The sequence below is a fragment of the Tistlia consotensis USBA 355 genome (assembly GCF_900177295.1).
Lineage (GTDB): Bacteria > Pseudomonadota > Alphaproteobacteria > Kiloniellales > DSM-21159 > Tistlia > Tistlia consotensis.
Genome location: NZ_FWZX01000018.1, coordinates 1 through 22,262, shown reverse-complemented (window position 1 = coordinate 22,262; position 22,262 = coordinate 1). Strand labels below are relative to the sequence as shown.

At 66.3% G+C, this 22,262-nt stretch carries 18 protein-coding genes; 10 read left to right on the top strand and 8 right to left on the bottom strand.

The window, feature by feature from the left end:
• Positions 1-36 precede the first annotated feature (36 nt).
• Together B9O00_RS19500 and B9O00_RS19495 are read right to left on the bottom strand one after the other, a co-directional pair.
• The gene (locus B9O00_RS19500) at positions 37-852 is read right to left on the bottom strand and encodes an oxidoreductase (RefSeq protein ID WP_085124384.1); all 816 of its coding nucleotides are present in this window, start codon (positions 850-852) and stop codon (positions 37-39) included.
• 5 nt (positions 853-857) lie between these two features.
• Entirely contained in the window at positions 858-1,541 is a 684-nt protein-coding gene (locus tag B9O00_RS19495; RefSeq protein ID WP_085124383.1) for a TetR/AcrR family transcriptional regulator, read from the bottom strand.
• A 106-nt stretch (positions 1,542-1,647) separates the two neighbouring features.
• On the opposite strand from B9O00_RS19495, the gene B9O00_RS19490 reads away from it, so the two are divergent.
• From B9O00_RS19490 to B9O00_RS19480, 3 genes are all read left to right on the top strand, one after another.
• Complete coding sequence (locus B9O00_RS19490; protein WP_322111206.1) at positions 1,648-2,742, top strand: efflux RND transporter periplasmic adaptor subunit; 1,095 nt, start codon at positions 1,648-1,650, stop codon at positions 2,740-2,742.
• Positions 2,739-5,849, top strand: coding sequence for an efflux RND transporter permease subunit (locus B9O00_RS19485; protein ID WP_085124381.1), 3,111 nt, complete (start codon positions 2,739-2,741; stop codon positions 5,847-5,849). The genes B9O00_RS19490 and B9O00_RS19485 overlap by 4 nt, the downstream gene beginning before the upstream one ends.
• 234 nt (positions 5,850-6,083) lie before the next feature.
• On the top strand, positions 6,084-7,160 hold the full coding sequence (locus B9O00_RS19480; protein ID WP_085124380.1) for a PLP-dependent cysteine synthase family protein: 1,077 nt from the start codon (positions 6,084-6,086) through the stop codon (positions 7,158-7,160).
• 72 nt (positions 7,161-7,232) lie between these two features.
• Here B9O00_RS19480 and B9O00_RS19475 read toward each other — a convergent pair whose 3' ends face one another.
• Positions 7,233-8,678: an aromatic amino acid lyase gene (locus tag B9O00_RS19475; RefSeq protein ID WP_085124379.1), complete on the bottom strand. Its 1,446-nt coding sequence runs from the start codon at positions 8,676-8,678 to the stop codon at positions 7,233-7,235.
• Between the two features lie 433 nt (positions 8,679-9,111).
• Between B9O00_RS19475 and rpoD the strand changes: the two genes are divergently transcribed.
• Entirely contained in the window at positions 9,112-11,091 is a 1,980-nt protein-coding gene (rpoD, locus tag B9O00_RS19470; protein ID WP_085124378.1) for an RNA polymerase sigma factor RpoD, read from the top strand.
• Positions 11,092-11,119: 28 nt separating this feature from the next.
• Positions 11,120-11,335 (top strand): hypothetical protein, encoded by a 216-nt coding sequence (locus B9O00_RS19465; protein WP_085124377.1) that lies wholly within the window; start codon positions 11,120-11,122, stop codon positions 11,333-11,335.
• Between the two features lie 96 nt (positions 11,336-11,431).
• Here the strand turns inward: B9O00_RS19465 and plsY are convergent, their stop codons facing one another.
• Positions 11,432-12,055, bottom strand: a complete 624-nt coding sequence (gene plsY / locus B9O00_RS19460) for a glycerol-3-phosphate 1-O-acyltransferase PlsY (RefSeq protein ID WP_085124376.1) — start codon at positions 12,053-12,055, stop codon at positions 11,432-11,434.
• Positions 12,056-12,170: 115 nt separating this feature from the next.
• On the bottom strand, positions 12,171-13,202 hold the full coding sequence (locus B9O00_RS19455; RefSeq protein WP_085124375.1) for an EamA family transporter: 1,032 nt from the start codon (positions 13,200-13,202) through the stop codon (positions 12,171-12,173).
• Between the two features lie 98 nt (positions 13,203-13,300).
• Between B9O00_RS19455 and B9O00_RS19450 the strand changes: the two genes are divergently transcribed.
• Entirely contained in the window at positions 13,301-14,182 is an 882-nt protein-coding gene (locus tag B9O00_RS19450; RefSeq protein ID WP_085124374.1) for a LysR family transcriptional regulator, read from the top strand.
• 19 nt (positions 14,183-14,201) lie between these two features.
• Here B9O00_RS19450 and B9O00_RS19445 read toward each other — a convergent pair whose 3' ends face one another.
• Entirely contained in the window at positions 14,202-14,663 is a 462-nt protein-coding gene (locus B9O00_RS19445; RefSeq protein WP_085124373.1) for an Lrp/AsnC family transcriptional regulator, read from the bottom strand.
• Positions 14,664-14,819: 156 nt separating this feature from the next.
• On the opposite strand from B9O00_RS19445, the gene B9O00_RS19440 reads away from it, so the two are divergent.
• The 4 genes from B9O00_RS19440 (at position 14,820) to B9O00_RS19425 (ending at position 20,520) form a co-directional block, all read left to right on the top strand.
• The gene (locus B9O00_RS19440; protein ID WP_085124372.1) at positions 14,820-15,866 is read left to right on the top strand and encodes a 1-aminocyclopropane-1-carboxylate deaminase; all 1,047 of its coding nucleotides are present in this window, start codon (positions 14,820-14,822) and stop codon (positions 15,864-15,866) included.
• 1,005 nt (positions 15,867-16,871) lie between these two features.
• A complete protein-coding gene (locus B9O00_RS19435) occupies positions 16,872-18,041 on the top strand; it encodes a dsDNA nuclease domain-containing protein (RefSeq protein WP_159460267.1) in 1,170 nt (389 codons plus the stop codon).
• Positions 18,038-18,604 (top strand): hypothetical protein, encoded by a 567-nt coding sequence (locus B9O00_RS19430; protein ID WP_143596282.1) that lies wholly within the window; start codon positions 18,038-18,040, stop codon positions 18,602-18,604. Before B9O00_RS19435 ends, B9O00_RS19430 begins: the two co-directional genes overlap by 4 nt.
• On the top strand, positions 18,601-20,520 hold the full coding sequence (locus B9O00_RS19425; protein WP_143596281.1) for a hypothetical protein: 1,920 nt from the start codon (positions 18,601-18,603) through the stop codon (positions 20,518-20,520). Before B9O00_RS19430 ends, B9O00_RS19425 begins: the two co-directional genes overlap by 4 nt.
• Before the next feature lie 218 nt (positions 20,521-20,738).
• On the opposite strand, the gene B9O00_RS32570 is transcribed toward B9O00_RS19425, so the two are convergent.
• On the bottom strand, positions 20,739-21,782 hold the full coding sequence (locus B9O00_RS32570; RefSeq protein ID WP_143596280.1) for a hypothetical protein: 1,044 nt from the start codon (positions 21,780-21,782) through the stop codon (positions 20,739-20,741).
• Between the two features lie 269 nt (positions 21,783-22,051).
• The coding region (locus B9O00_RS19420) for a transposase (RefSeq protein WP_143596279.1) at positions 22,052-22,262 on the bottom strand (211 nt) is incomplete at its 5' end.

The following is a 22,262-nucleotide window of genomic DNA, read 5'->3' as shown; positions in this document are numbered from 1 at the left end:
CGCCGCCGGGTCGGGCCAACCAGGACATCGCGGAGGTCAGACCGGCAGTCCGTTCTGCTTTCGCAGGCTCTTGTCGAATGCGGAGGCGGGGACGAAACGGCGCAGGAAACTGACTTGGCGCGCCATCTTTCCCGCCGCATAGCGCCTTCTTGGAACGGAATCGGTGGCTGCCTTCAAGACCGTCCTGGCGACAACTTCAGGCGCATCGCCTGTCTCGATCGCCTTCCGCAGGACCGCATTCATGCCGGCCCGTGCAGAGTCATAGATATCAAGCAACCGATCCGGCCTCGCGAGATTCTCTTCGAATGACGTATCGGTATAGGCCGGCTCGACCAACACAACGCGAATTCCGAACGGGCGCAGTTCGTGGTCCAGCGACTCGGAATAGCCTTCGACGGCATGTTTGGTCGACGAATACAGCGCGGAATAGGGAGCTGGGATGAAACCCAGCACCGAGCTCAGGTTGACGATCCTTCCCTTCCCTTGGTGTCGCATCGTCGGCAAAACCGCGTTGGTCACGCGGAGAACGCCGAAGACGTTCACGTCGAAGAGCGCCCGAGCCTGGGCGGTCGAGGACTCCTCCGCGCCGCCGAGCAGGCCAATGCCGGCATTGTTGACGAGCAAGTCGATGCGCCCTGCCTCGGCCAGCACCTCGTCGACCAGCTTCGCCACGGACGCGTCGTCGGTCACGTCGCAGGTCAGCATGGCAACGCCGTCGGGGCCTTCGGCGGCGGCGCGGCGGCTGGTTCCGAACACGCGATAGCCCGCGTTCTGCAGGGCCTTGGCCGTTGCGTGCCCGATGCCGGAGGAAGCGCCTGTCACCAGGGCGACGTCAGGATTGCTCTTGTTCATGGAAATCACTTCTTTCTTTGTGCTGGGTTGCGGCGCGCTTCGCGACCGCCGCTTGCTTCATGTCCGCCGATAGAGCGCGTCCGCGCAGACGGCAGCGTCGGCCCATCCACGCAAGCGGCGACGGCTTCGCGAACCTGTTCGGCCGCTGCATCCAGAAAGGCCTGGGCGAGGTCGGGGTCGCTGACGATGCGCGATAACGTCATCGCACCGACCATCGTCGAGGCAATGGCCATGGCCTTGCCTTTGGGCGCCTTGCCGTCGGTCCCGGCGATCAGGCGATCGAGGACTTCGAGATGCGCCTTGATCCCGGCTTCGAACGACGCTTTCACGTCGGCGCTCTGCCTGGCGGCATCCGAACCGAGCGCGACGATGGGGCAGCCGTCCATCTTTTCTTCGCGATGTTCCGGGCTGAGGTAGAAGGCGATCACCGCGCCGAGCGGATCATCGGGATTCGCCGCGGCCGCGGCTGCCCATCGGCTGGTTGCGCTCTCCAATGCCCGTCTGGACGCCTGCGCCGCCAGGTCCTCCTTCGATGCGAACTGCTTGTAGAAGGCGCCCTGGGTCAGCCCGGCACCCTTCATCAGATCCTTCAGGCCGATGCCGTCGAAGCCGTGCTCCCGAAACAGGCGACTTGCCACGTTGATCACGGCTTGGCGGTTTTCAGCGGCCTGAGTGCGACTCACGCGCATCGGCGACTCCCTTTTTAGATTGCGCTCGGAATCTATATAGCCTACATAGCGTTCGACTGCAATCTAAATGAGGCGAGGCTTGGCCATGAGAAGGAGACCCGCCGTCGTGCTGGGGGGCATCCTGACTGCGATGGCGGGGGTGGCCGCGATCGGCGCATTTTCCCTCCGCACACAGGAAGCCTCTGCCGTCAGCGACCCGAGGCAGGAAGCCCCGATCGTCAGGCTGGCGACGGCAGCGCCCGCGATGGAGTCGGAACGAAGCTTCACGGGCATCGTCGGGGCCAGGGTGCAGAGCAATCTCGGCTTCCGTGTGCCCGGCAAGATCGTCGAGCGCTATGTGGATGACGGCGAGCAGGTGGCGGCAGGGCAGCCGCTGATGCGGATCGACGACGCCGACCTCCTTCTCGCCCTGACGGCCAAGCAAAAGGCCGTCGAGGCCGCGCGGGCCGTCCTGGTCCAGAAGAAGGCGGACGAGAAGCGCTATGCCGCACTGTCACGGAACGGGCTCGCTGTCTCCAAGCAGCGCTATGAACAGGCCAGGGCGGAGCGGGATACGGCAGCTGCGCAACTCGCCGCAGCAGAGGCCGATGCCCGAATCGCGGAAAACGAAGCGGGCTATTCCGTTCTGAAGGCCGACAGCGATGGAACGGTCGTCGAAACGCTGGGCGAACCGGGGCAGGTGGTCACGGCGGGACAGACCGTGGTGCGGCTTGCGCATACCGGACCGCGGGAGGCCATGGTCTTTCTGCCTGAAACCGTCCGTCCTTCGATCGGCTCCCTGGCCGAGGCGACCCTCTATCGCAGGGGCGACCAACCTTACGCCGCACAGCTCCGCCAACTGTCCGACACGGCCGATCCCCAGACCCGCACCTACGAAGCCCGCTATGTCCTGAAGGGCGACGCAGCCGATGCGCCGCTCGGCGCCACGGTGACCATTCGGCTCGCAAGCGAGGCGAGTCGGCCGGCAGTCCAGGTGCCGCTGGGAGCCGTGCTCGACGACGGCGAGAAGACCGGCGTCTGGGTCTTCGACAGTGCCGCCTCGACCGTGCACTTCCGGCCCGTCACGCTTGTGCGCGTGACCAGCGAGACCGCCGTGGTCTCCGGGCTGAGCTCCGGCGAGCCGGTCGTTTCGCTCGGCGCTCACCTTCTGCACGAAGGCGCTCGCGTCAGGACCGCGCCCGGCAGCGGGGGCAACCGATGAGCTTCAATCTTTCCGCGCTCGCCGTTCGCGAGCGGGCCGTCACCCTGTTCTTCATTCTCCTGCTGGTGGCTGCCGGCGCCTATGCCTTCCTCAAGCTCGGACGGGCCGAGGACCCCAGCTTCACCATCAAGACCCTGACGGTCACGACGGCCTGGCCGGGCGCGACGGCGCGCGAGATGCAGGACCTCGTCGCCGAGCCCTTGGAGAAGCGGCTTCAGGAGCTGACCTGGTACGACCGGGTGCAGACGACCACACGGCCGGGCTATGCCTACATGACGGTCACGCTGAAGGACAGCACACCGCCATCCGTCGTGCAGGAGGAGTTCTACCAGGCCCGCAAGAAGCTCGGGGACGAGGCCCGCAACCTGCCGTCCGGCGTCTTCGGCCCCTTCGTCAACGACGAATATTCGGACGTCAGCTTCGCCCTCTACGCGCTCAAGGCCAAGGGTATGCCGATGCGCCAGCTGGCCAGGCAGGCCGAGGTGATCCGCCAGGATCTCCTGCATGTGCCCGGCGTCAAGAAGATCAACATCCTCGGTGAACGTCCCGAACGGATATTCGTCGAGTTTTCCTATGCCAAACTGGCGACCCTCGGCGTGTCGGCGCAGGACATCATGGCCGCCTTGCAGCGGCGGAACAGCGTCACGCCGGCTGGGTCGATCGACACCCGGGGCCCGCAGCTTTTCATTCGCGTCGATGGCGCCTACGACAGCGTCGCATCCATCGCCAGCACGCCGATCTCGGCCGGTGGGCGGATGCTGAAGCTCTCCGACATCGCCGAGGTCCGGCGCGGCTACGAGGACCCCGCGACTTTCCTCATCCGCAACCAGGGCGAGCCCACGCTCCTGCTCTCCGTGGTGATGCAGGAGGGCTGGAACGGCCTCTCGCTCGGCAAGGCGCTGGAGGTCGAGACCGCGGCCGTGGCCCGGACGCTGCCCTTGGGGCTGAGCCTCGACAAGGTAACCGACCAGGCCGTCAACATCTCCTCGGCCGTGAACGAGTTCATGCTGAAATTCGCGATGGCGCTGGGTGTGGTCCTGCTGATCAGCCTGATCAGCATGGGCTGGCGCGTCGGCATCGTCGTGGCGGCCGCCGTCCCTCTGACGCTTGCCGTCGTGTTCCTCATCATGCTGGAAACCGGCCGGTTCTTCGACCGCATCACGCTCGGCGCCCTCATCCTGGCGCTGGGTCTTCTCGTGGACGACGCCATCATCGCCATCGAGGTGATGGTGGTGAAGATGGAAGAGGGCATGGGCCGCATCAAGGCGGCGGCCCATGCGTGGAGCCACACTGCGGCGCCGATGCTGTCCGGAACACTGGTGACGATCGCCGGATTCCTGCCGGTGGGCTTCGCGCGCTCGTCAGCCGGCGAATACGCCGGCAACATCTTCTGGGTCGTGGGGTTCGCCCTCATCGTCTCCTGGGTCGTTGCGGTGGTCTTCACGCCCTATCTCGGCGTCAAGATGCTGCCCGAGATCGAACCGGTCGAGGGCGGTCACCACGCGATCTACGACACGCCGAACTATCGGCGTCTGCGACGGCTCATCACCTTTGCCGTGCGCCACAAGTTCGTGACCTGCGCTGTCGTCGGCATCGTCTTCGCGCTTTCCGGCGTCGGCATGGGCGCCGTCAAGCAGCAGTTCTTCCCGACCTCCGACCGTCCCGAAGTGCTGGTGGAGGTTCGTCTGCCCGAAGGCACCAGCATCGAGACGACGACCGCCGCGGTGAAGAAGCTCGAACGCTGGCTGCACGACCAGTCCGAGGCCGAGATCGTCACGAGCTATATCGGTCGGGGCGCTCCCCGCTTCTTCTTCGCGATGGCGCCGGAACTGCCTGATCCCGCCTTCGCCAAGATCGTCGTGCTGACACCGGACGCGGAGGCGCGCGAGGCGTTGAAGCATCGGCTCCGAGCGGCGGTGGCCCAGGGGCTTGTGCCCGAGGCCTATGTGCGCGTCACCCAGCTCGTGTTCGGGCCCTACACGCCGTTCCCGGTCGAGTTCCGGGTCATGGGACCCGATCCCGCGCAGCTCTACCGCATTTCCGAGAAGGCTCTCGGCATCATGCGGGGCGTCCCGGACGTGCGCCAGGCCAATCGCGACTGGGGCGATCGCGTGCCCGTGCTTCGCTTCGTCCCCGACCAGGATCGACTCGATCTCATCGGCCTCTCGCCGGCCGAGGTCGGCCAGCAGCTCGAGTTCCTCCTCACCGGCATTCCCGTTACGCAGGTCCGAGAGGACATCCGCAATGTCTCCGTCGTGGCACGCAGCGCCGGCGACGAGCGGCTGGATCCGACACGTCTGGCGGACTTCTCCTTGGTAAGCAGGGACGGCCGCGCGATTCCGCTCGACCAGATCGGCCACTCGGAAATCCGTCTCGAAGAGCCGGTGCTGAAGCGCCGCGATCGCACGCCCGTCATCACGATCCGCTCGGACATCGACGAGGCGGCCCAGCCTCCGGAGGTTTCCAAGCAGGTCATGAAGGCCCTTCAGCCGCTGATCGCATCCCTTCCGGCGGGCTACCGCATCGAAATGGGCGGATCGATCGAGGAGTCGGCCAAGGCCAATACTGCGTTGGGCAAGGTCTTCCCGGTCATGATCGCCGCCACGCTGATCGTCATCATGCTGCAGGTGCGATCCTTCTCGACGATGGCCATGGTCATGCTGACGGCGCCGCTCGGCCTCGTCGGCGTCGTGCCCATGCTGCTCGCCTTCAACCAGCCCTTCGGATTCAACGCCATTCTGGGCCTGATAGGACTGGCCGGCATCCTGATGCGCAACACGCTGATCCTGACCGAGCAGATCAAGGGGAACCGTGCGGCCGGTCTCGACGACTATCACGCCGTCATCGAGGCCACGGTGCAACGCACCAGGCCCGTCGTCCTGACCGCACTCGCCGCCGTGCTGGCCTTCATCCCCCTCACGCACTCCGTCTTCTGGGGATCGATGGCCTATACGCTGATCGGCGGCACCGCGGCCGGCACGGCTCTGATCCTGCTGTTCCTTCCTGCGCTCTATGCCGCGTGGTTCCGGATCAAGCCCACGGCCGATGACCTCCATGAGGGGTCTGCGGACCAGCTGGAGGTACGAACGGCAAGGGCTGCCGAATAGGGCTCCGATGTGCGAGGGCGTCCAGTCGACGGTCGATCCCGTGCTCACCGCAAGCGCGATCGACCATTCGCAGGCCATGGCGCGCCGTTGGCCCTGAACAGTGCCGCAGGCTGCAGGTTGCGTCCGCGCGATCGCTCGACTGCCGGGCATTCCGGAGCCGCGAAAATATCGCGTGACCCGCTCCGGCCGATCCGTTCCAATCCCCGCCGAACCAGCCAGCGGGAGGAACGAAGGATGGCCAAGCAGTCCCGGACCACCGAAGGGCGCGGCCGGCTCTACGAGTCGGTCGTCGACACGATCGGCAACACGCCGGCGATCCGCATCAACAACCTGGCGCCCGAGGGCGTGCGCCTCTACGTCAAGGCGGAGTTCTTCAACCCGGCCGCCTCGGTCAAGGACCGCCTGGCGATCTCGATCATCGAGGAGGCCGAGCGGCGCGGCGAGCTCAAGCCCGGCATGACCGTCGTCGAGGCGACCAGCGGCAACACCGGCATCGGCCTCGCCATGGTCTGCGCCGCCAAGGGCTACCCCCTGGTCGTCACCATGGCCGAGTCCTTCTCGATCGAGCGGCGCAAGCTGATGCGCTTCCTCGGCGCCAAGGTCGTGCTGACGCCGAAGGCCGCCAAGGGCTTCGGCATGTACCGCAAGGCCGTCGAGCTGGCCGAGCAGAACGGCTGGTTCCTGGCCCACCAGTTCGAGACCGCCGACAACGCGACGATCCACGAGAACACCACGGCGCGCGAGATCCTGGCCGACTTCGCCGGCGACCGCCTGGACTACTGGGTGACCGGCTACGGCACCGGCGGCACCATGACCGGCGTCGCCCGCGTGCTGCGCCGCGAGCGCCCGGAGACGAAGATCGTGCTCAGCGAGCCGGCCAACGCCCAGCTGATCGGCAGCGGCCAGGCCCAGGAGCGCGCCGCCGACGGCTCGCCCGCGGTCGGCCACGGCGCCTTCGAGCCGCACCCGATCCAGGGCTGGACCCCCGACTTCATCCCGCTGGTGCTGCAGGAGTCGATCGACGGCGGCTACTACGACGAGCTGATCCCGGTCGCCGGCCCGGCCGCCATCGAGTGGTCGCGCAAGCTGGCCCGGCACGAGGGCATCCTGACCGGCATCTCCGGCGGCGGCACCTTCGCCGTCGCCATGGGGATCGCCGAGAAGGCGGCGCCCGGCACGGTCATCCTGGCCATGCTGCCCGACACCGGCGAGCGCTACCTCTCCTCGCCGCTCTTCGAGGGCGTGCCCGAGGCGATGACCGAGGAGGAGGCCGCCCTGTCGAAGTCGACGCCGGGCTTCCAGATGGGCTGACCGGCGGGCGGGTCGTCCGAACTCGCAGAGGCAGAGCGGCTTGCCGTCGGTCTTCACCCGCCCGGCCGGCCGTCAGCCCTCCGCCAGCGCCGGGGCGACGTCGTGGATGCGCCGGCGGAAGGCTGCGGCCAGCCGCCCGACCTCCGGGCCGAGCGCCCGCGGTGACACGACCGGCGGCACGGTCGCGCGGATCTCGCCGAGCAGCTCCCGCAGCGCGGGCGGCGCCGGCCGCTCGGTCACGAAGAGCGCCTGGGAGGCGACCGCGGCGAGCCCGGCCAGCGCTGCCTCGAGGCAGAGCGACGCCGTCTCCTGCCCGCGCCAGGCCAGGAAGGTCGGCGGCGACACGTCGTTCTGGCCGAAGCCGCCGCCGTCGCTGCCCGGCAGGAAGCTGCGCTGCGCGGCGCGCTTCGCCTCCTCGGCATAGCCGACCTGAACGGCGCCGAGCAGGCCGAGGCGCCCCTCGCCGGCCTGCAGCTGGTCGGGCAGCAGCGAATGGCGGCCGTCGAGCAGCCTCGAGGTGTGGCGGTCGGCGATCAGGCAGAGGTCGGCGGCCGCCGCGGCGAGATTGTCGAGTGCCGGATAGGCGGCGCCGTTGTGGTAGCCGCCGGTGCTGTAGACGCGGCCCCGCGGGTGGGCGGCGTCCGCGGGCAGGAAGACGGGGTTGTCGGTGACCGCGCCGAGCGCGCGCCCGGCGACCTCGCGCGCCGCCGCCAGCGCGCGGCGCGACTGGCCCAGGACGCGCGGCAGGATGCGGTAGCTGACCGGCGCCTGGTAGGGCCGCCGCTCGGCGCCGCCGCCGTGCAGGAGGTGGCGCAGCGCGGCCAGGGCGGCGGCCTCGTGGGGATCGTTCCAGAGTTCCTCGAGCTCGGGCGCATAGGCCTCGAGCGGCGCCCGGATCGCCTCGGCCGAGAGCGCGAAGACCGCCTCGGCCAGGGCCAGCCGCCGCTCGGCCGCCAGCGCCGCGTCGCTGATCAGGGCGGTCGCGCAGGGCGAGCCGTTGATCAGCGCCAGCGCCTCCTTCTCGGCCAGCGGGAAGCGGCTGGCGAGCTCGAGGAACAGCGGCGCCAGCCCCAGGATCTCGCCGGCCCCGCCCTGGCCCATCGCCGAGACCGCCGGCAGGGGAGTGCCGTCGAGCAGGCCGGCGACCGCGGCGGCCAGCTCGGGCGAGACCGCAGCGTGGCCCTCGACGTAGTTGGCGAGCCGCGCGAAGACGATGCCGCGGGCGACGCGCTGCGGCAGCGGCGGGCCGAAGGCCACGCAGACGCCGAAGGGCGGCTGCCGCGCGTGCTCGCGCCGCTCCTCGGGGCCGAAGCGCCGGTCGGCGCGCGAGCCGTAGCCGCTGGTGACACCGTAGATCGTGACGTCGGGATCGCTGTCGAGCAGCCGCAGGAACTGCGCCCGGCAGTCCGCCATGCGCGCCAGCGCCGCCGCGCCGAAGCGCACCGGCCGGCCGTCCCAGGCCACGGCACGGTAGCTCTCCAGAGTGAAGTCGCTGCGGGAGACGAGGTCCAGGGTCATGGGCGCGCGCCGTTCTTCGGGATGGGGCGGGGAGGCGCATAAGGCCCGCGATTCCCGGCCCGCCGCAAGGCGCGCAGCGCCGCGCGCTCGCGGTCGGGCAGCCCGGGAGGCCCCTGAATCGAGGGCGTCCGGGACGCCGGCCGGCTCGGTCGGCGATTCCCGCAGGGCGCGCGGCGCACCGGCGACGGCGCGGGCGATCCCGGAGACGCGCCGCCAGCCTTGACAGCGGGGGGCTCAGAGGTCACTTACCACCTTCCAGTCTTCCCGAATCGACGAAGGCTTTGAGCGTCCGGGTCGCATCGGCGATCATGGGGGGTCGAGCACGCAGTTGCGCCCGCGGGTGCGGAGCCTTGTTGGTTCGAAGGCCTCGGGCAGCGCTGCTCCCGCACGGAAGACGTTCGCCGAAGTCGCATCCGGCAAGAAGGGAACCACCTTGAGCAAGGCAAGCCAGAGCGCAGTTGCGGAAGACGAACGCCTCGACACGACCGCCGACGAGCTCGGCGACGCGATCGAGACGTCGGTCAAGGACATGATCGAGCGCGCCAAGAAGCGCGGCTACGTCACCTACGACGAGCTCAACGAGGTCTTGCCGCCCGACCAGGTTTCCTCCGAGCAGATCGAGGACGTCATGGCGACGCTGTCCTCGATGGGCATCAACGCCGTCGAGAGCCATGGCGACGAGGAGGAGGAGAGCGAGGACTCGCTCGACGAGCCGACCCAGGCCAAGCAGGCCGGCAACGTCACCGACGAGCAGGTCGGGCGCACCGACGATCCCGTACGCATGTACCTGCGCGAGATGGGCAGCGTGCAGCTGCTGTCGCGCGAGGGCGAGATCGCCATCGCCAAGCGCATCGAGGCGGGCCGGGAGAGGATGATCGGCGCCCTCTGCGAAAGCCCGCTGACCGTCAGCGCCCTCCTCGCCTGGCGCGAGGGCATCGTCAGCGGCGAGATCCTGCTGCGCGACGTCGTCGATCTCGAGGCGACGGCGTCCGACGGCGCCGACAGCCCGGACGGCGGCGAGGCCGCGGACGCCGGAGCGGCGGCCGCGCCCGGGCAGGAGGCCGCCGCGCCCGCCGGCAAGGCGGCCGACGACGAGGACGCCGATGCCGCGGCGGCCGGCGACGAGGAGGACGACGAGGGCGAGAACGTCTCGCTGGCGGCCCGCGAGATCCAGCTGACGCCGGTCGTCCTGGAGACGCTGAACCGGATGGGCGCCACCTTCGAGGCCCTGGTCGAAGTCCAGCGCGGCCGCTTCTCCCACATGGAGCGCGGCGAGAAGGTGCCCGACGAGCTCGAGGCGCTCTATGCCGAGTATCGCGACAAGCTCGTCGACATCATGGGCGAGGTGCACCTCAACAACGCGCGCATCGAGCAGCTGCTGGAGCAGCTCTACGGCCACAACAAGCAGCTGGTGGGCCTGGAGGGGCGCCTGCTGCGCCTCGCCCAGCAGCACAAGGTGCCGCGCGAGGAGTTCCTGAAGCACTATTACGGCCGCGAGCTCGACCCGCGCTGGCTCTCCAAGGTCAAGCGCCTGTCCGGCAAGGGCTGGGCCGCCTTCGCGGAGAAGGAGGAGGCCGAGGTCAAGGAGCTGCGCGAGAAGATCGCCGCGATCTCCCGGGAGACCGGCCTGCCGGTCGGCGAGTTCCGCCGCGTCGTCTCGACCGTGCGCGCCGGCCAGCGCGACGCCGCCAAGGCCAAGGAGGAGATGGTCGAGGCGAACCTGCGTCTGGTGATCTCGATCGCCAAGAAGTACACGAACCGCGGGCTGCAGTTCCTGGACCTGATCCAGGAGGGCAACATCGGCCTGATGAAGGCGGTCGACAAGTTCGAGTACCGGCGCGGCTACAAGTTCTCGACCTACGCGACCTGGTGGATCCGCCAGGCGATCACCCGCTCGATCGCCGACCAGGCCCGGACCATCCGCGTGCCGGTGCACATGATCGAGTCGATCAACAAGGTGACGCGGACCCGGCGCATCATGATCCACGAGCTCGGCCGCGAGCCGACCGACGAGGAGCTCTCGGAGAAGCTCCAGCTGCCGATCGACCGGATCCGCAAGATCTCGAAGATCGCCAAGGAGCCGGTCTCGCTCGACTCGCCGGTCGGCGAGGAGGAGGACAGCCGCCTCGGCGACTTCATCGAGGACAAGAACGCCGTCCTGCCGCTCGAGTCGGCCATCCAGTCGAACCTGCGGAGTGCGGCGACCCGCGTTCTGGCGGAGCTGACGCCGCGCGAGGAGCGCGTGCTGCGCATGCGCTTCGGCATCGGCATGAACACCGACCACACTCTCGAGGAGGTCGGCCAGCAGTTCAAGGTGACGCGCGAGCGCATCCGCCAGATCGAGGCCAAGGCGCTGCGCAAGCTCAAGCACCCGACGCGCAGCCGGAAGCTCCGGTCGTTCCTGGAGACCTGAGCGCGCGACGGCCCTCGACGGATCCTGGATGGGCGACCCGATGAGCTCCGACCTCGACATCTTCCGTTCGGCCGCCCTGCTGATCCGGGACCACGGCGAGGTCGCGGCGGCCGTGGCGGCCCGGCGGGCCGATGCGCTGCTGGATACCGGCGACCTCGAGGGCTGCCATCTCTGGAACCGCATCGTCGAGGCCATCGACGACCTGACCCGGACGCAGCGCCACGCGCACGAGCTGACCCACTGACGGCGGCGCGCCTCGCGAGGGGCGCGAACTCCAGGAGCTTGCCGGTTCCGACGGGACGCCGCCCGTCGAACGGTCGATGCCCGCCGTCCCGGGAACTCAGAAAGCGAGCTTGTTCTCCGTTCCCGAGAGCAGCCTTCCTATGTTCGCCCTGTGCTTGAAGACGATGATGAGCACCATCAGCAACGCGAAGACATGAAAGTAGAGTGCGTTGCCGAAGGCGGGCACGAACGAGATGGCCGCGAAAAGCACGGTGGCGCAGAGCGTGCCCAGGGAAACATAGCGGGTCGAGGCGACGACGATCACGAAGAAGCCGAGGCAGATGAGAGCCATGACCCAGTTCAGCATGAACAGCACGGTCACGGCCGTCAGCGCTCCCTTGCCCCCCTTGAACTGGAAATAGACAGGCCAGTTGTGCCCCAGGACCGCGCCGGCGCCGGCCGCCAGGAGGCTCGCGCAATCGCCGGCGTCTCCCGACTGGACATGGACGCCGAGGCGCAGGCCGATGAGGCAGGCGATCACGCCCTTCGCGATGTCGCCCGCGAGGACCAGCGCCGCGGCGGGCTTCCCGAGCACCCTCAGGGCGTTGGTGAGCCCGGCATTCCCGCTGCCATGGCTGGTTATGTCCCTGCCGTATAGCCTGCCGACGATCACCGCCGTATTGAGGCTGCCCAGGAGGTAGCCCGAGGCCAGGGCCGCCAGGATCTTCAAGATATCGATCAACGATCCCCTCCCGCGGACTGCGTCGCGTTTCCCTTGCTTCCCATCGCCGCCGGGGTCGGGCGTCGCCAGGCCGGACCGCTTCGGCCGCCGCTCGATCGACGGACGACTGCCGGAGCTACGCCGGATCCCGGGCGACGGGGCGATCGGGCGACAAGGCCTTACGGGCCGGCGGATGGCCTCGATGCCAGGGTCGAATCTGGCGCCTGCGCCAGGTCCGGGCAACCGATTCCTGCCCCCGGGGCGGCGCCGGTCGGCGGGCGCGGATCCGGGCGGCGACGACCAGCAGGGTGCCGGCGACGACGCCGAGGGCCAGCAGGGCGGTGCCGGGGCGGAAGCGCGAGACCTCGATCAGCCCGGCGGCGAGGGCGGCCTGCTCGAGGCCCAGGCCGAGCAGCGGCAGCAGGGAGACCGCGGCCATGTAGTTGCGGGCGCCGACCAGCCGGATCGACCAGAACGACAGGACCATCGAGGGCGCCCGCAAGGCGACGCCGACCGCGGCGCCGGCGGCCAGCAGCGGTCGGTCCAGGAGGCCGCCGGCGCTGCCACCCTCGGCGAGGCGGACGGCGAGGAACAGCGCGGCGGTGACCAGCAGCACCGCGCCGGTCAGGCGGAAGCGCGCGCCGGGCCGGTCGGAGCGGTTGTCGGGATGCCGCTCGGCGAGCAGCGTCGCCGCAACCAGGCAGAGCTCGTTGAGCAGCATCAGCCCGACCGCCGGATCGCGGAGCCCGCCCTCCAGGCCGGCGACCAGCGGCAGGATCGCCGCCAGGATCACCAGCTGGCCCAGCCACTCGCCGCGCGCCGGCCGCCGCCCGAAGGCCAGCCAGACCGCGAGCGCGACCAGCGGCACGTTGACCGCGCCGAGCACGCCGGCCTCCAGCACGCTGAGCCGGACCAGGACGGCGGTGTAGCAGGCGGCCGACAGCACCCGCAGCACCCCGAGGGCCCAGGTCGCCGGCCGGCGGAAGCTCGAGAGGTCGGGGCGCCGGCGCCCGCCGGCCGCCAGCAGCACGAGGCCGCCGGCGCAGAGCTGCACGAAGCTGAAGGCCCAGGGGTCGAGGCCGAGGCGCAGCAGCAGCACGCGGCTGGCGGCGAGCAGCGCCGCCCAGGACAGCAGGGCGCCGAGGGTAACCAGGATCGCCAGGGGCATGGCAGGCGGCTCCGCTGGGTGAGGGCGGGCGGAGCGTGGCACGGCCGGCGAAAGGCTGATATTCCACATTTTATATCCGAGTGTTATATTTTCGTTTCATGGACTGGGACGATCTCCGAGCCTTCCTGGCCGTCGCCCAGCTCGGCAGCCTGCGCCGGGCCGCGGAGGCGCTCGGCGTCACCCAGCCGACGATCGCGCGGCGCCTGCGCGGCCTGGAGGCCGACCTCGGCCTGCCGCTGTTCGAGCGCGAGCGCGACGGCCACCGCCTGACGGCGGCGGGGGCGGTGCTGCTGCCGGAGGCGCGCGCCGTCGAGACCGCCGCCCTGCGGGTCGAGCGGCGCTCCCACGGCCTGGTCGGCGGCCTGGCCGAGACCCTGCGGGTCGGCGCCGGCGAGTGGGCGGCGGCACTGCTGGCGCGCGGCCTGGCCGGCATCGCCGAGGGGCCCGGCATCGAGCTGCTGGTCACCGGGGCGCCGGCGCCCGGCGCCGGCCGCGCCCCCGAGATCCTGGTCCGCCACGGCATCCCGGAGACGGGCGAGGGGCTGACCCGGCGGGTCGGGGCGCTCGACTGCGCGCTCTACGGCGCGCCGCGCTTCGCCGAGGGCCGGGCCCTGCCGCTCGGGCCGGCCGAGCTGGCCAGCCTGCCCTGGCTCGGCTTCGTCGAGGAGCAGGAGCACTACGTCACCATGCGCTGGCTACGCGAGCGGATGCGCGAGCGCCCGCCGGCCGCCCGGCTGATGCGCAGCGACCTGATGGCCGCCGCGGCCGCCGGCGGGGTCGGCGTCGCCGTGCTGCCCTGCTTCCTCGGCGACGCCCTGCCGGGCCTGCTGCGGCTCTCGGCGCCGATCGAGGCGCTGCGAGCCGACTACTGGGCGGTCGCCCATCCGGACCTGGCGCGCAACCCCTCGGTGCGCGCCGCCGTCGACTGGATCCTCGACTGCTTCCGCTCGGCGGACGGCCCGCAGGCCGCGGCCGGCTGAGGCGCCGGGGCTGGCCGCCTCAGAAGGGCAGCGGCGCGTTCTCCTTGACCTGCTTCATGACGAAGAAGGTGCGGGTCTGGCGCACGCTGGGCAGCGCGATCAGCTGCTCGCCGTGCAGCTTGTTGAAGTCGCCGATGTCCCTGACCCGGATCTTCAGCAGGTAGTCGAAGTCGCCGGCGACCAGGTTGCAGTCCAGCACGAAGGCCATCTTCGTCACCGCCGCCTCGAAGGCGGCGAAGCTGTCCGGCGTCGAGCGGTCGAGCACGACGCCGACCATGACCAGGGCGCCGAGCCCGACGGGCTCCGGCGCGATCTGGGCGTGCACGCCGGCGACGTAGCCCTCCTCGAACAGCCGCTGGGTGCGGCGGTGGCAGGTCGCCGGGCTGACGTTGACGCGGCTCGCCAGCTCGGCGTTGGTCAGCCGCCCGTTCGCCTGCAGGGCGCGCAGGATGTTCAGGTCGATCCGGTCGAGCTCGCTCATGGAAGAATCTTCCCAAAATAGGGATCTGGACGAGAGATCAGGGCGACAAGGGGCATCTGCTTACCCAATCGATGCGACCGAGGGAAGCAATTCGAGAGCACCTTTCAGGGCTCTTCTCCTAGCATGCCGTCCTTCACGCAGCCCGGAGGCCCCGCCATGTCCCCGCCCGCCAAGTCCCCCGCCACGTCGCTCCTCGCGAACTTCGAGCGCTACCCGCTGACCTTCGGCCCGACGCCGATCGAGCACCTGCCGCGCCTGACCGCGGCGCTCGGCGGCAAGGTCGAGATCTACGCCAAGCGCGACGACTGCAACTCGGGCCTGGCCATGGGCGGCAACAAGCTGAGGAAGCTGGAGTACATCGTGCCCGACGCCATCGCCTCGGGCGCCGACACGCTGGTCTCGATCGGCGGGGTGCAGTCGAACCACACCCGCATGGTCGCCGCCACCGCCGCCAAGATCGGCATGAAGTGCGTCGTGGTGCAGGAGAAGTGGGTGCCGCACTACGACGCCGTCTACGACCGGGTCGGCAACATCCTGATGACCCGCCTGATGGGCGCCGACAGCCGCCTGGTCGACGAGGGCTTCGACATCGGCATCCGCAAGAGCTGGGAGGACGCGATGCAGTCGGTGCGCGACGCCGGCGGCAAGCCCTACGGCATCCCGGCCGGCGCCTCGGTGCACAAGTACGGCGCGCTCGGCTACGTCGGCTTCGCCGAGGAGGTCGCCGAGCAGGAGAGGGCGCTGGGCTTCCGCTTCGACTACGTCGTCGTCTGCGTCGTCACCGGCTCGACCCAGGGCGGCATGATCGTCGGCTTCGCCGCCCAGGACCGCGCCGAGCGGGTGATCGGCATCGACGCCTCGGCGACGCCCGAGCAGACCCGCGCCCAGGTCCGCCGCATCGTCGACGACACCGCGGCGCTGCTGGAGCTGGGCCGGCCGATCCGCGAGGACGAGATCGTCATCAATCCCGACTACGCCTATCCGGCCTACGGCGTGCCCTCGGAGGCGACCAACGAGGCGATCCGCCTCGGCGCCCGCACCGAGGCGATGATCACCGACCCGGTCTACGAGGGCAAATCCCTGCAGGGCCTGATCGACCTGACCCGCAAGGGCTTCTTCCCCGCGGGCTCCAAGGTGCTCTACGCCCACCTGGGCGGCGCACCGGCGCTCAACGGCTACAGCTACTACTTCAAGGACGGCTGAGCGGAGAGGGGCGGCGGCGGGAGCCACCCCGGTCCGATCCGTCTTCAAGCGCCCGAGTTCGCGGCCGGGAGCCAGTGCTCCCGGCCGCGCTGCTGTCTGCCCCCGAGGCCTTGCCGGGGGCCAGGAGTCCACCGTTTGAGGGCAAGTCTGTTCGGTGTCCGACAGCGCGGATAGGGCGACGGCTGTGCGCCACTTGCGGACGGTCGGAATCGCGAAGATGCTCCCAACATGGTGCATCAAATCGTCGCCTACGAGTTTTCAGACGCTGCCTTTGTCGTCGGCAGCGACCCAGTCGTGTGCGTGGTGCGACTTTCGAAACTCTCCGAGTATCTGACGCTTGCTGAACTCGACGAAGCATTCAGCGGCTACGCCTCATACCGTCAAGCACCTTGGATGAAACGATACGTCGGTGTGTGGGGCCGAAAGAACTGCCAACGGCTCCGACGCTTCTTGCGAGAGCGTGGGGCTGATGTCGTCATCCGTCGGGAGCGTCCGCCTCGACTTGCATTGGCGCGCTACAATACGCGGGGAACGCGGAAAAAGGTAAGGACGCTAGCGGCGCGGGACCACCGCTAACCACCAGTTGCGAATAGTCCCGCTCATGGCTTCACGATCTAGTTCTTTGCCTTATCGTCGGAAGCGGCGCTTCCGGCGCCGCTTCCGATCAGCGCCAGGAGCGGACAGCGAGGTAAAGTCAGCTCAGACCCTTCGCCGACCGGTCGGCGGGCATCAGTGCCACTGCATTCCAGCGGCGAAAGCGGGCCTTCGTCACATGGGCTTCCCATCAATGTCATCACACGACATCAGAGGTGCGCGCGCACGAAACCGTTGCATTAGAGATCAATTTCTTAGATGTAGGGCGGCCCAAGTGCATCGTGTGGTTGCACTACGCGGCCGTCCGCGACATTCTACCTCTCAACATGGTGGCGAACAAAGCTAGAATATAGCCTCATGAAGTCTACCATCACCCACGAAAAGTGCGGTGGCTTGAAGCAATTGGGGGCGATGAGCGACAACACCCACATTCACCCCGTCGAATGGCCTTCCGTCGACGAAAGTCTTCCCGTTGAGGAAGGTGGCCCGGTCGCGCGTACAGGCTTCAACTACCAGGACGAGATCGCAGTCGGCTTCTTACTGGATATGTTGGAACGCTCCGACATCGAAAAAATCCACTGTGAAACCCATGACGATATTCTCGTAGTTCGCACTCATGAGAGTGCAGCGGAACGGATTGCAGAGTTTGTTCAGGTGAAGGCGGGCGAGCCGAAGCACCTTTGGTCGGTCGCTGGCCTCTGCCAGCGCAAGAAGAGCAAGCCTGGTACGTCTATATTTGAGATTTCCCTGGCGCGGGACAAGTACAAAGAGACAGCTCTGTTCCGGATTGTGACGCTGCGCGACGTTGATAACGATCTAAAGCTCCTCACTTATGGGGCCGACGCTCCTGCTAGGCAGCCGGAGTGCGATGACTGCAAGGCACTCCTCGCCGCAATCGAGAAGCGATGCCCCGGCTCCAAATCCGAGAAGGGGAACTGCACAGATTACTGGATTACCAATTGCCACTGGGATGTGCGGCACAGTGAGGCCGCCATCAAGAGAGAAAACCTTCTTCGTCTGATTAAGATAAGCAACAGCGAAGGGCGAACATTATTGTTTGATCAGGCGGAATTACTTCTAATTGAGCTGCGCCGCCGCGCGAAGGCGGCAGGGGACGCTAAGCCAAAATCCAAGTGGCATGAAAAGATAATCACGCAGTCCACGCTGCGGAGTTGGTGGGAGCAGCGAATGGAAGAACTTGTCACCGGCGTCTCGGCTCCGTCCGGAGGAAAGCTCAAAAGGAAGATGGAGGACGCGGAGCTCCCGCAGGACCTTGTTGCGCTCGCTCTGGATCTGCGCCGTCGCTACGCGAAGTCCTCCCGCACCTCCCGATACATGGAAGCGGAATTAGGCGAGACTCTGCGGGACCGTGTGGAGGCAGAAGTGCTGTCGCTGCGTTCGAAGCTTATTGCCGGTGAACTCGACCTGGACGGGCCGAGCTTCCACGCGCTCTGCGTTGCGCGACTGGACAAGATAAACGCTGCACGTGAGCCCGGTGCCGATGACCGATCCGCATTCCTGAAAGGATGCATGTACGACATCGCTGACCGCTGCATGATGCGATTTGTGAGACCCCAATGAGGTCGATCAATCGCATCGGAACCAGACCAGCAAGTCTGCCGCTCTCGGCCGACGACGTAGTGGAGTTCCACGCCGCCCGCTTGCTCCTCCTGTTTAACCTTTGCGGGGTCGCCGGCCGCATCGACGGCTTAACAAAGATGGCCAAGCTCGACTTCTTCGCCAGGTATCCTGACTTCTTCGAAGTTGCTGCCGCCAGAATGCCAGTGTCGTCCGATGAGGTGGCGCAGGACGAAAACGGCGACTCCGCCATCGAGTCAGCCATGGTGCGCCACCACTATGGCCCCTGGGACAAGCGCTACTACCACGTTCTCGCCCACTTGGAAGCCAAGGGGCTGATCACCGTGACGAAGGAGGGCAAGACCTATCGATTGGCACTGACGGACCTCGGCAAGCAACGTGCAAGAGCTCTTGCCTTGGCGCCATCGTTTTCAGGCTTGGTCGATCGCATGCGCAAGATAAAGAAGGTTTTCGGCGGAAAGAGCGGAACTTTTCTGAAGGACCACATTTACAAAATATTTGATGAAGAGGTAGGGCGCCGTCCCATGGGGCAGGTGATTGAATGAATGATGGTGGCTCATTTCTTTCGGTAGGTCGGCTCCTACGCCGATTGGCTACCGGGAACGTCGAAGAGATCGATTTTGATCTTGGCGTGAATGTCCTCGTCGGCCCCCCCAATACTGGCAAGACTAAGTGGCTTCAAACTCTCGATTTCCTACTCGGGGATACCGGAGACAATCCATTTGAGGGCGCCGAGGAGACCGGACTTTCTGAGAAGTATGAAGCTGCCGGCGTCGAATTTCGCATCGGAGAGGAAATGTTCTGGGTCGAGCGTAGGTGGCGGGAAGCAGGCGCGAAATCCAAGGTATTCGTTAATGACGACTCAATGCCAGCCCGTGAATTCCAGCAGTGGCTAATGGAGAAGCTGGGAGTCCCGCTTCTTCACTTTCCGAAGGGCAATCCCATGTCCGGACAGACATGGCCTCAGCTCAGCTTCCGAATGCTGCTGCGCCATATCTACCGGCAGCAACGGTTCTGGGGCGACCTTGCCGACAAACAGCCTGAAGGCGAGCAACTGGCATGCCTTATGCAGTTCCTCGGGCTGGCGGAGAAAATCTTCACCAAAGAATATGGCGAGCTTGTATCCATGAAGCTGCAGGCGGAGCGCCTTAAGGCAAGCCACGAGTATTATGGCGCGGCGCTCGAAGCGCTTGCCAGGGACGTTCTGTCTGAGCCCGGCCTTTCCGTAGGAGTTTCGGCCGCTACTGTCAGGGCTGCTGAGGGCAGGATTGCTGAGGAAATCAATTCTCTCAGGAACCAACGCGCCAAATTGATTGGATCCGCGCGCGATCAAGCGCTCGCTCCCCATGGTCGCGGCCGAGTTGCCGAACTCGGGGAGGCAAGAGCTGCGAGCTTGGTTGCACTGGAGGAGCTGCATCGGAGGCTTGATGATGCGACCGAGCGGCTAGCCGAGATGAATCGATACCGCGCGGAGCTGGTGACGGAGTTCGACCGCCTGAACCGAGCGGAAGAAGCCGGGCAACTCTTAGCAGACCTCAGGATCACGCACTGCCCGGCGTGCGACCAAAAAATTCGCCAAATCAACACCCACGACCGTGAGTGCTTCCTGTGCCATCAACCGCTCCCGGAACAGCCTGTAGTGCAGGAGCTCGGCGCCGTCCGCATCAGGTTCGAACGCGAAAGGCTTGCCGGCGAGATTAAAGAGGTCGATGAAATTATCGTCGCCCTGCGTTCTGAATTTGGGCGACTTCAAGGTGAGATTACTTCAGTACAAGAGCGGCTGCGTCTTGTCGAAAATGAACTCGCGCCTTCGCGCGAAGCCGTCAGTGCGCTCGTGCAAGACGATGTCAGTGCCCTGGACGTAGCGTTGGGAGAAGCGAGCGAGAGGCAGCGTCAGATAGGGCGGCTATCCTCCGCAGTTGCTGCGGGGGCTGAAATCATCGAGCGTGTCCGCGAGATTGAGAAGAAGATAGTTCCACTGCAGGCTCGGGTCGATCAAGCAGCGAGATCAACCGATTTTGAATCCGCGGCCGCCGAACTCGAAGACGGCATGAACGGATACCTCTCTGCGATCGACACGCTTAAGCCAGGGGCCTGGCGCCACAATCGGGTTCGCATCGATATTTCCAGGTCCGGGTTCAGCATCAAGGTCGGAGCCCGGCGTTGGAGCGCCGTGCTGGGCGGAACCGATACTCTGTATTTTCTCATGGCCTACCACTACGGCCTGCTGACCCTCAGTGGCAAAGACGGCTACCACTACCCGGGCATCTCCATTATCGACGTTCCAGGGGAGTTTTCAGGGGAGTCTATTGAAGACAAAGAAAACTTTATCGTCCAGCCTTTTATCGATTTATTGTCCAGGGAAGAATATCAGTGCTGTCAACTCATCATCACTGGTGCATCTTTCAGCGGACTGGAGAAGGTCACGCGGAGGGAGCTGCAGCATGTCTATACAGCCTAGCCGCACTGCCTACTCGACCGAACGACGCTGTCATGCATAGAAAGTTCGGAATCTGCCCGCCGCCGCCGGTCGAGGGTAGATCTTTGCTGCGTACCGGAGGCATGCCACAGACGTTGCGACTGCGCGAACTCAACAAGCGCGGCAAGTTGTATTCCGCGGTCTCTTGGATGGCATCAATATAGGCGCGAGGCGGCTCACCTAAATCGACAAAGCTCACCCTATTTGCCGCGCCGCTGATCGATCAGGCGATCGATTTCGATTTCGACCTGAGCTGCATTCTCATAGAGTGCTTCACGAATGCTTGATGTCGCGTCCATAAACGACTGGTAGTTGAAGAGAGCAACGTGTGGATTCTTTTTGGACCGTAGGCGTGCCACTTGCTTCCTCCATGACGATACCGGGTCGCGCTTCAGTCGAAACGGGTAGTTTTGACCCAACCATTCAGCTAACTGTAGGACGTTCTCGCCCGCCCAACCATGCTCCTTCGCAAAGAGCTGCCCTTCCTTCGTGAAGGCAAGCGGCCATGCTTGGCAGTCAACAATCGCTGCATCACGCGGCTTCTGCTGGCCGACATAGATGCCGCCAGCAATGATGTCGATATAGGTGTCACACTCGCTGACCACGTGCTCCATGTGATCGGCTAAGCTTTCGACGGTCTGAGTACTATCGTGAGCGCACGCGATTTCCAATTCGCTGCAAGCATTCCTAAAATCATCGGGGCGTGCTGGAAAAGATTCGGGACCTTTGAAGTATTTTTTCGCCCGCTCAGGTAGCTTTTGATTCGAAATCCAGCTAAGCCCATAAGGCTCGTATCGAGCGAGGAATTGGCAGGCCGTGTCGAAATAGAGGTCCGCAAGGTCCGGCAAAATCGCCTCGTGCTGGAGTCCGACGTGATACAACTCATTGCGGAGCGAGTGTAGGATCTTAATTGTGCGAGAGCGTTCCTCAGAGATCATGCCTTCAATTCGCGCGAATTTCAGCTTCGCGTCGAACGACCCTCCCAACGCTTCGACAAGCTCCCGTTTGTGCGCGTAGTCTGGTTGAGAAAAATAGAATGCCTTCAATCGAAGATCTTTCTCTTTAGCAATCTGGTGCAAAACGAGCTCAATAGCGTTGTCGGTAAGCATCAGTCCAAATCGCGAATCATGGACTTCGCGCGTTGAGATATGCTCAAGCGCCAAGTCCATCTGCTCGAGAACGCCGGCAAGAAAGAGAAGCATCCGCGAATAGTGCCCAAAGCGATACGGATCGACAACTTCCATGGTCCGGGCGCGTTCTGACGGACCAACCAAGTGGTCGCGAAACGTCGGTGCGCACTCGCAGGCGACCGCGAGGATTCGCCTCGACTAGCATCGGGTGATGAATCTGACGAATGTCTCCTCTGGGTCTTGGTCGTGTGAAAACGCTGGCGGCATCGGCTCAACCTGGCCGCCGCTGGTGCTCGGGCGTGGATCGAGCTGGCGGTTCGGCGTCTTGCCGTCGTTGGCGACCTGACGGGCTCCAGCAGTGTTCTGGGCCGGAGGGAGGCGGATCAGGCCCGGATTGCCGCCATCAGCGCGCCGACGCCCAGGATGTTCATGACCCGCGTCAGGTTGTAGGCGAGGACGGCGAGCGCCGTCTCCGTCTTCACGTTGCGGAGCCGCTTCATCAGGAAGTGGGTCGCGCCCATCCGCGCCTTGATCGTCCCAAAGGGATGCTCGACCGTCTCGCGCCGCTGACGCATCGCGGCTGGGTTCTCATCG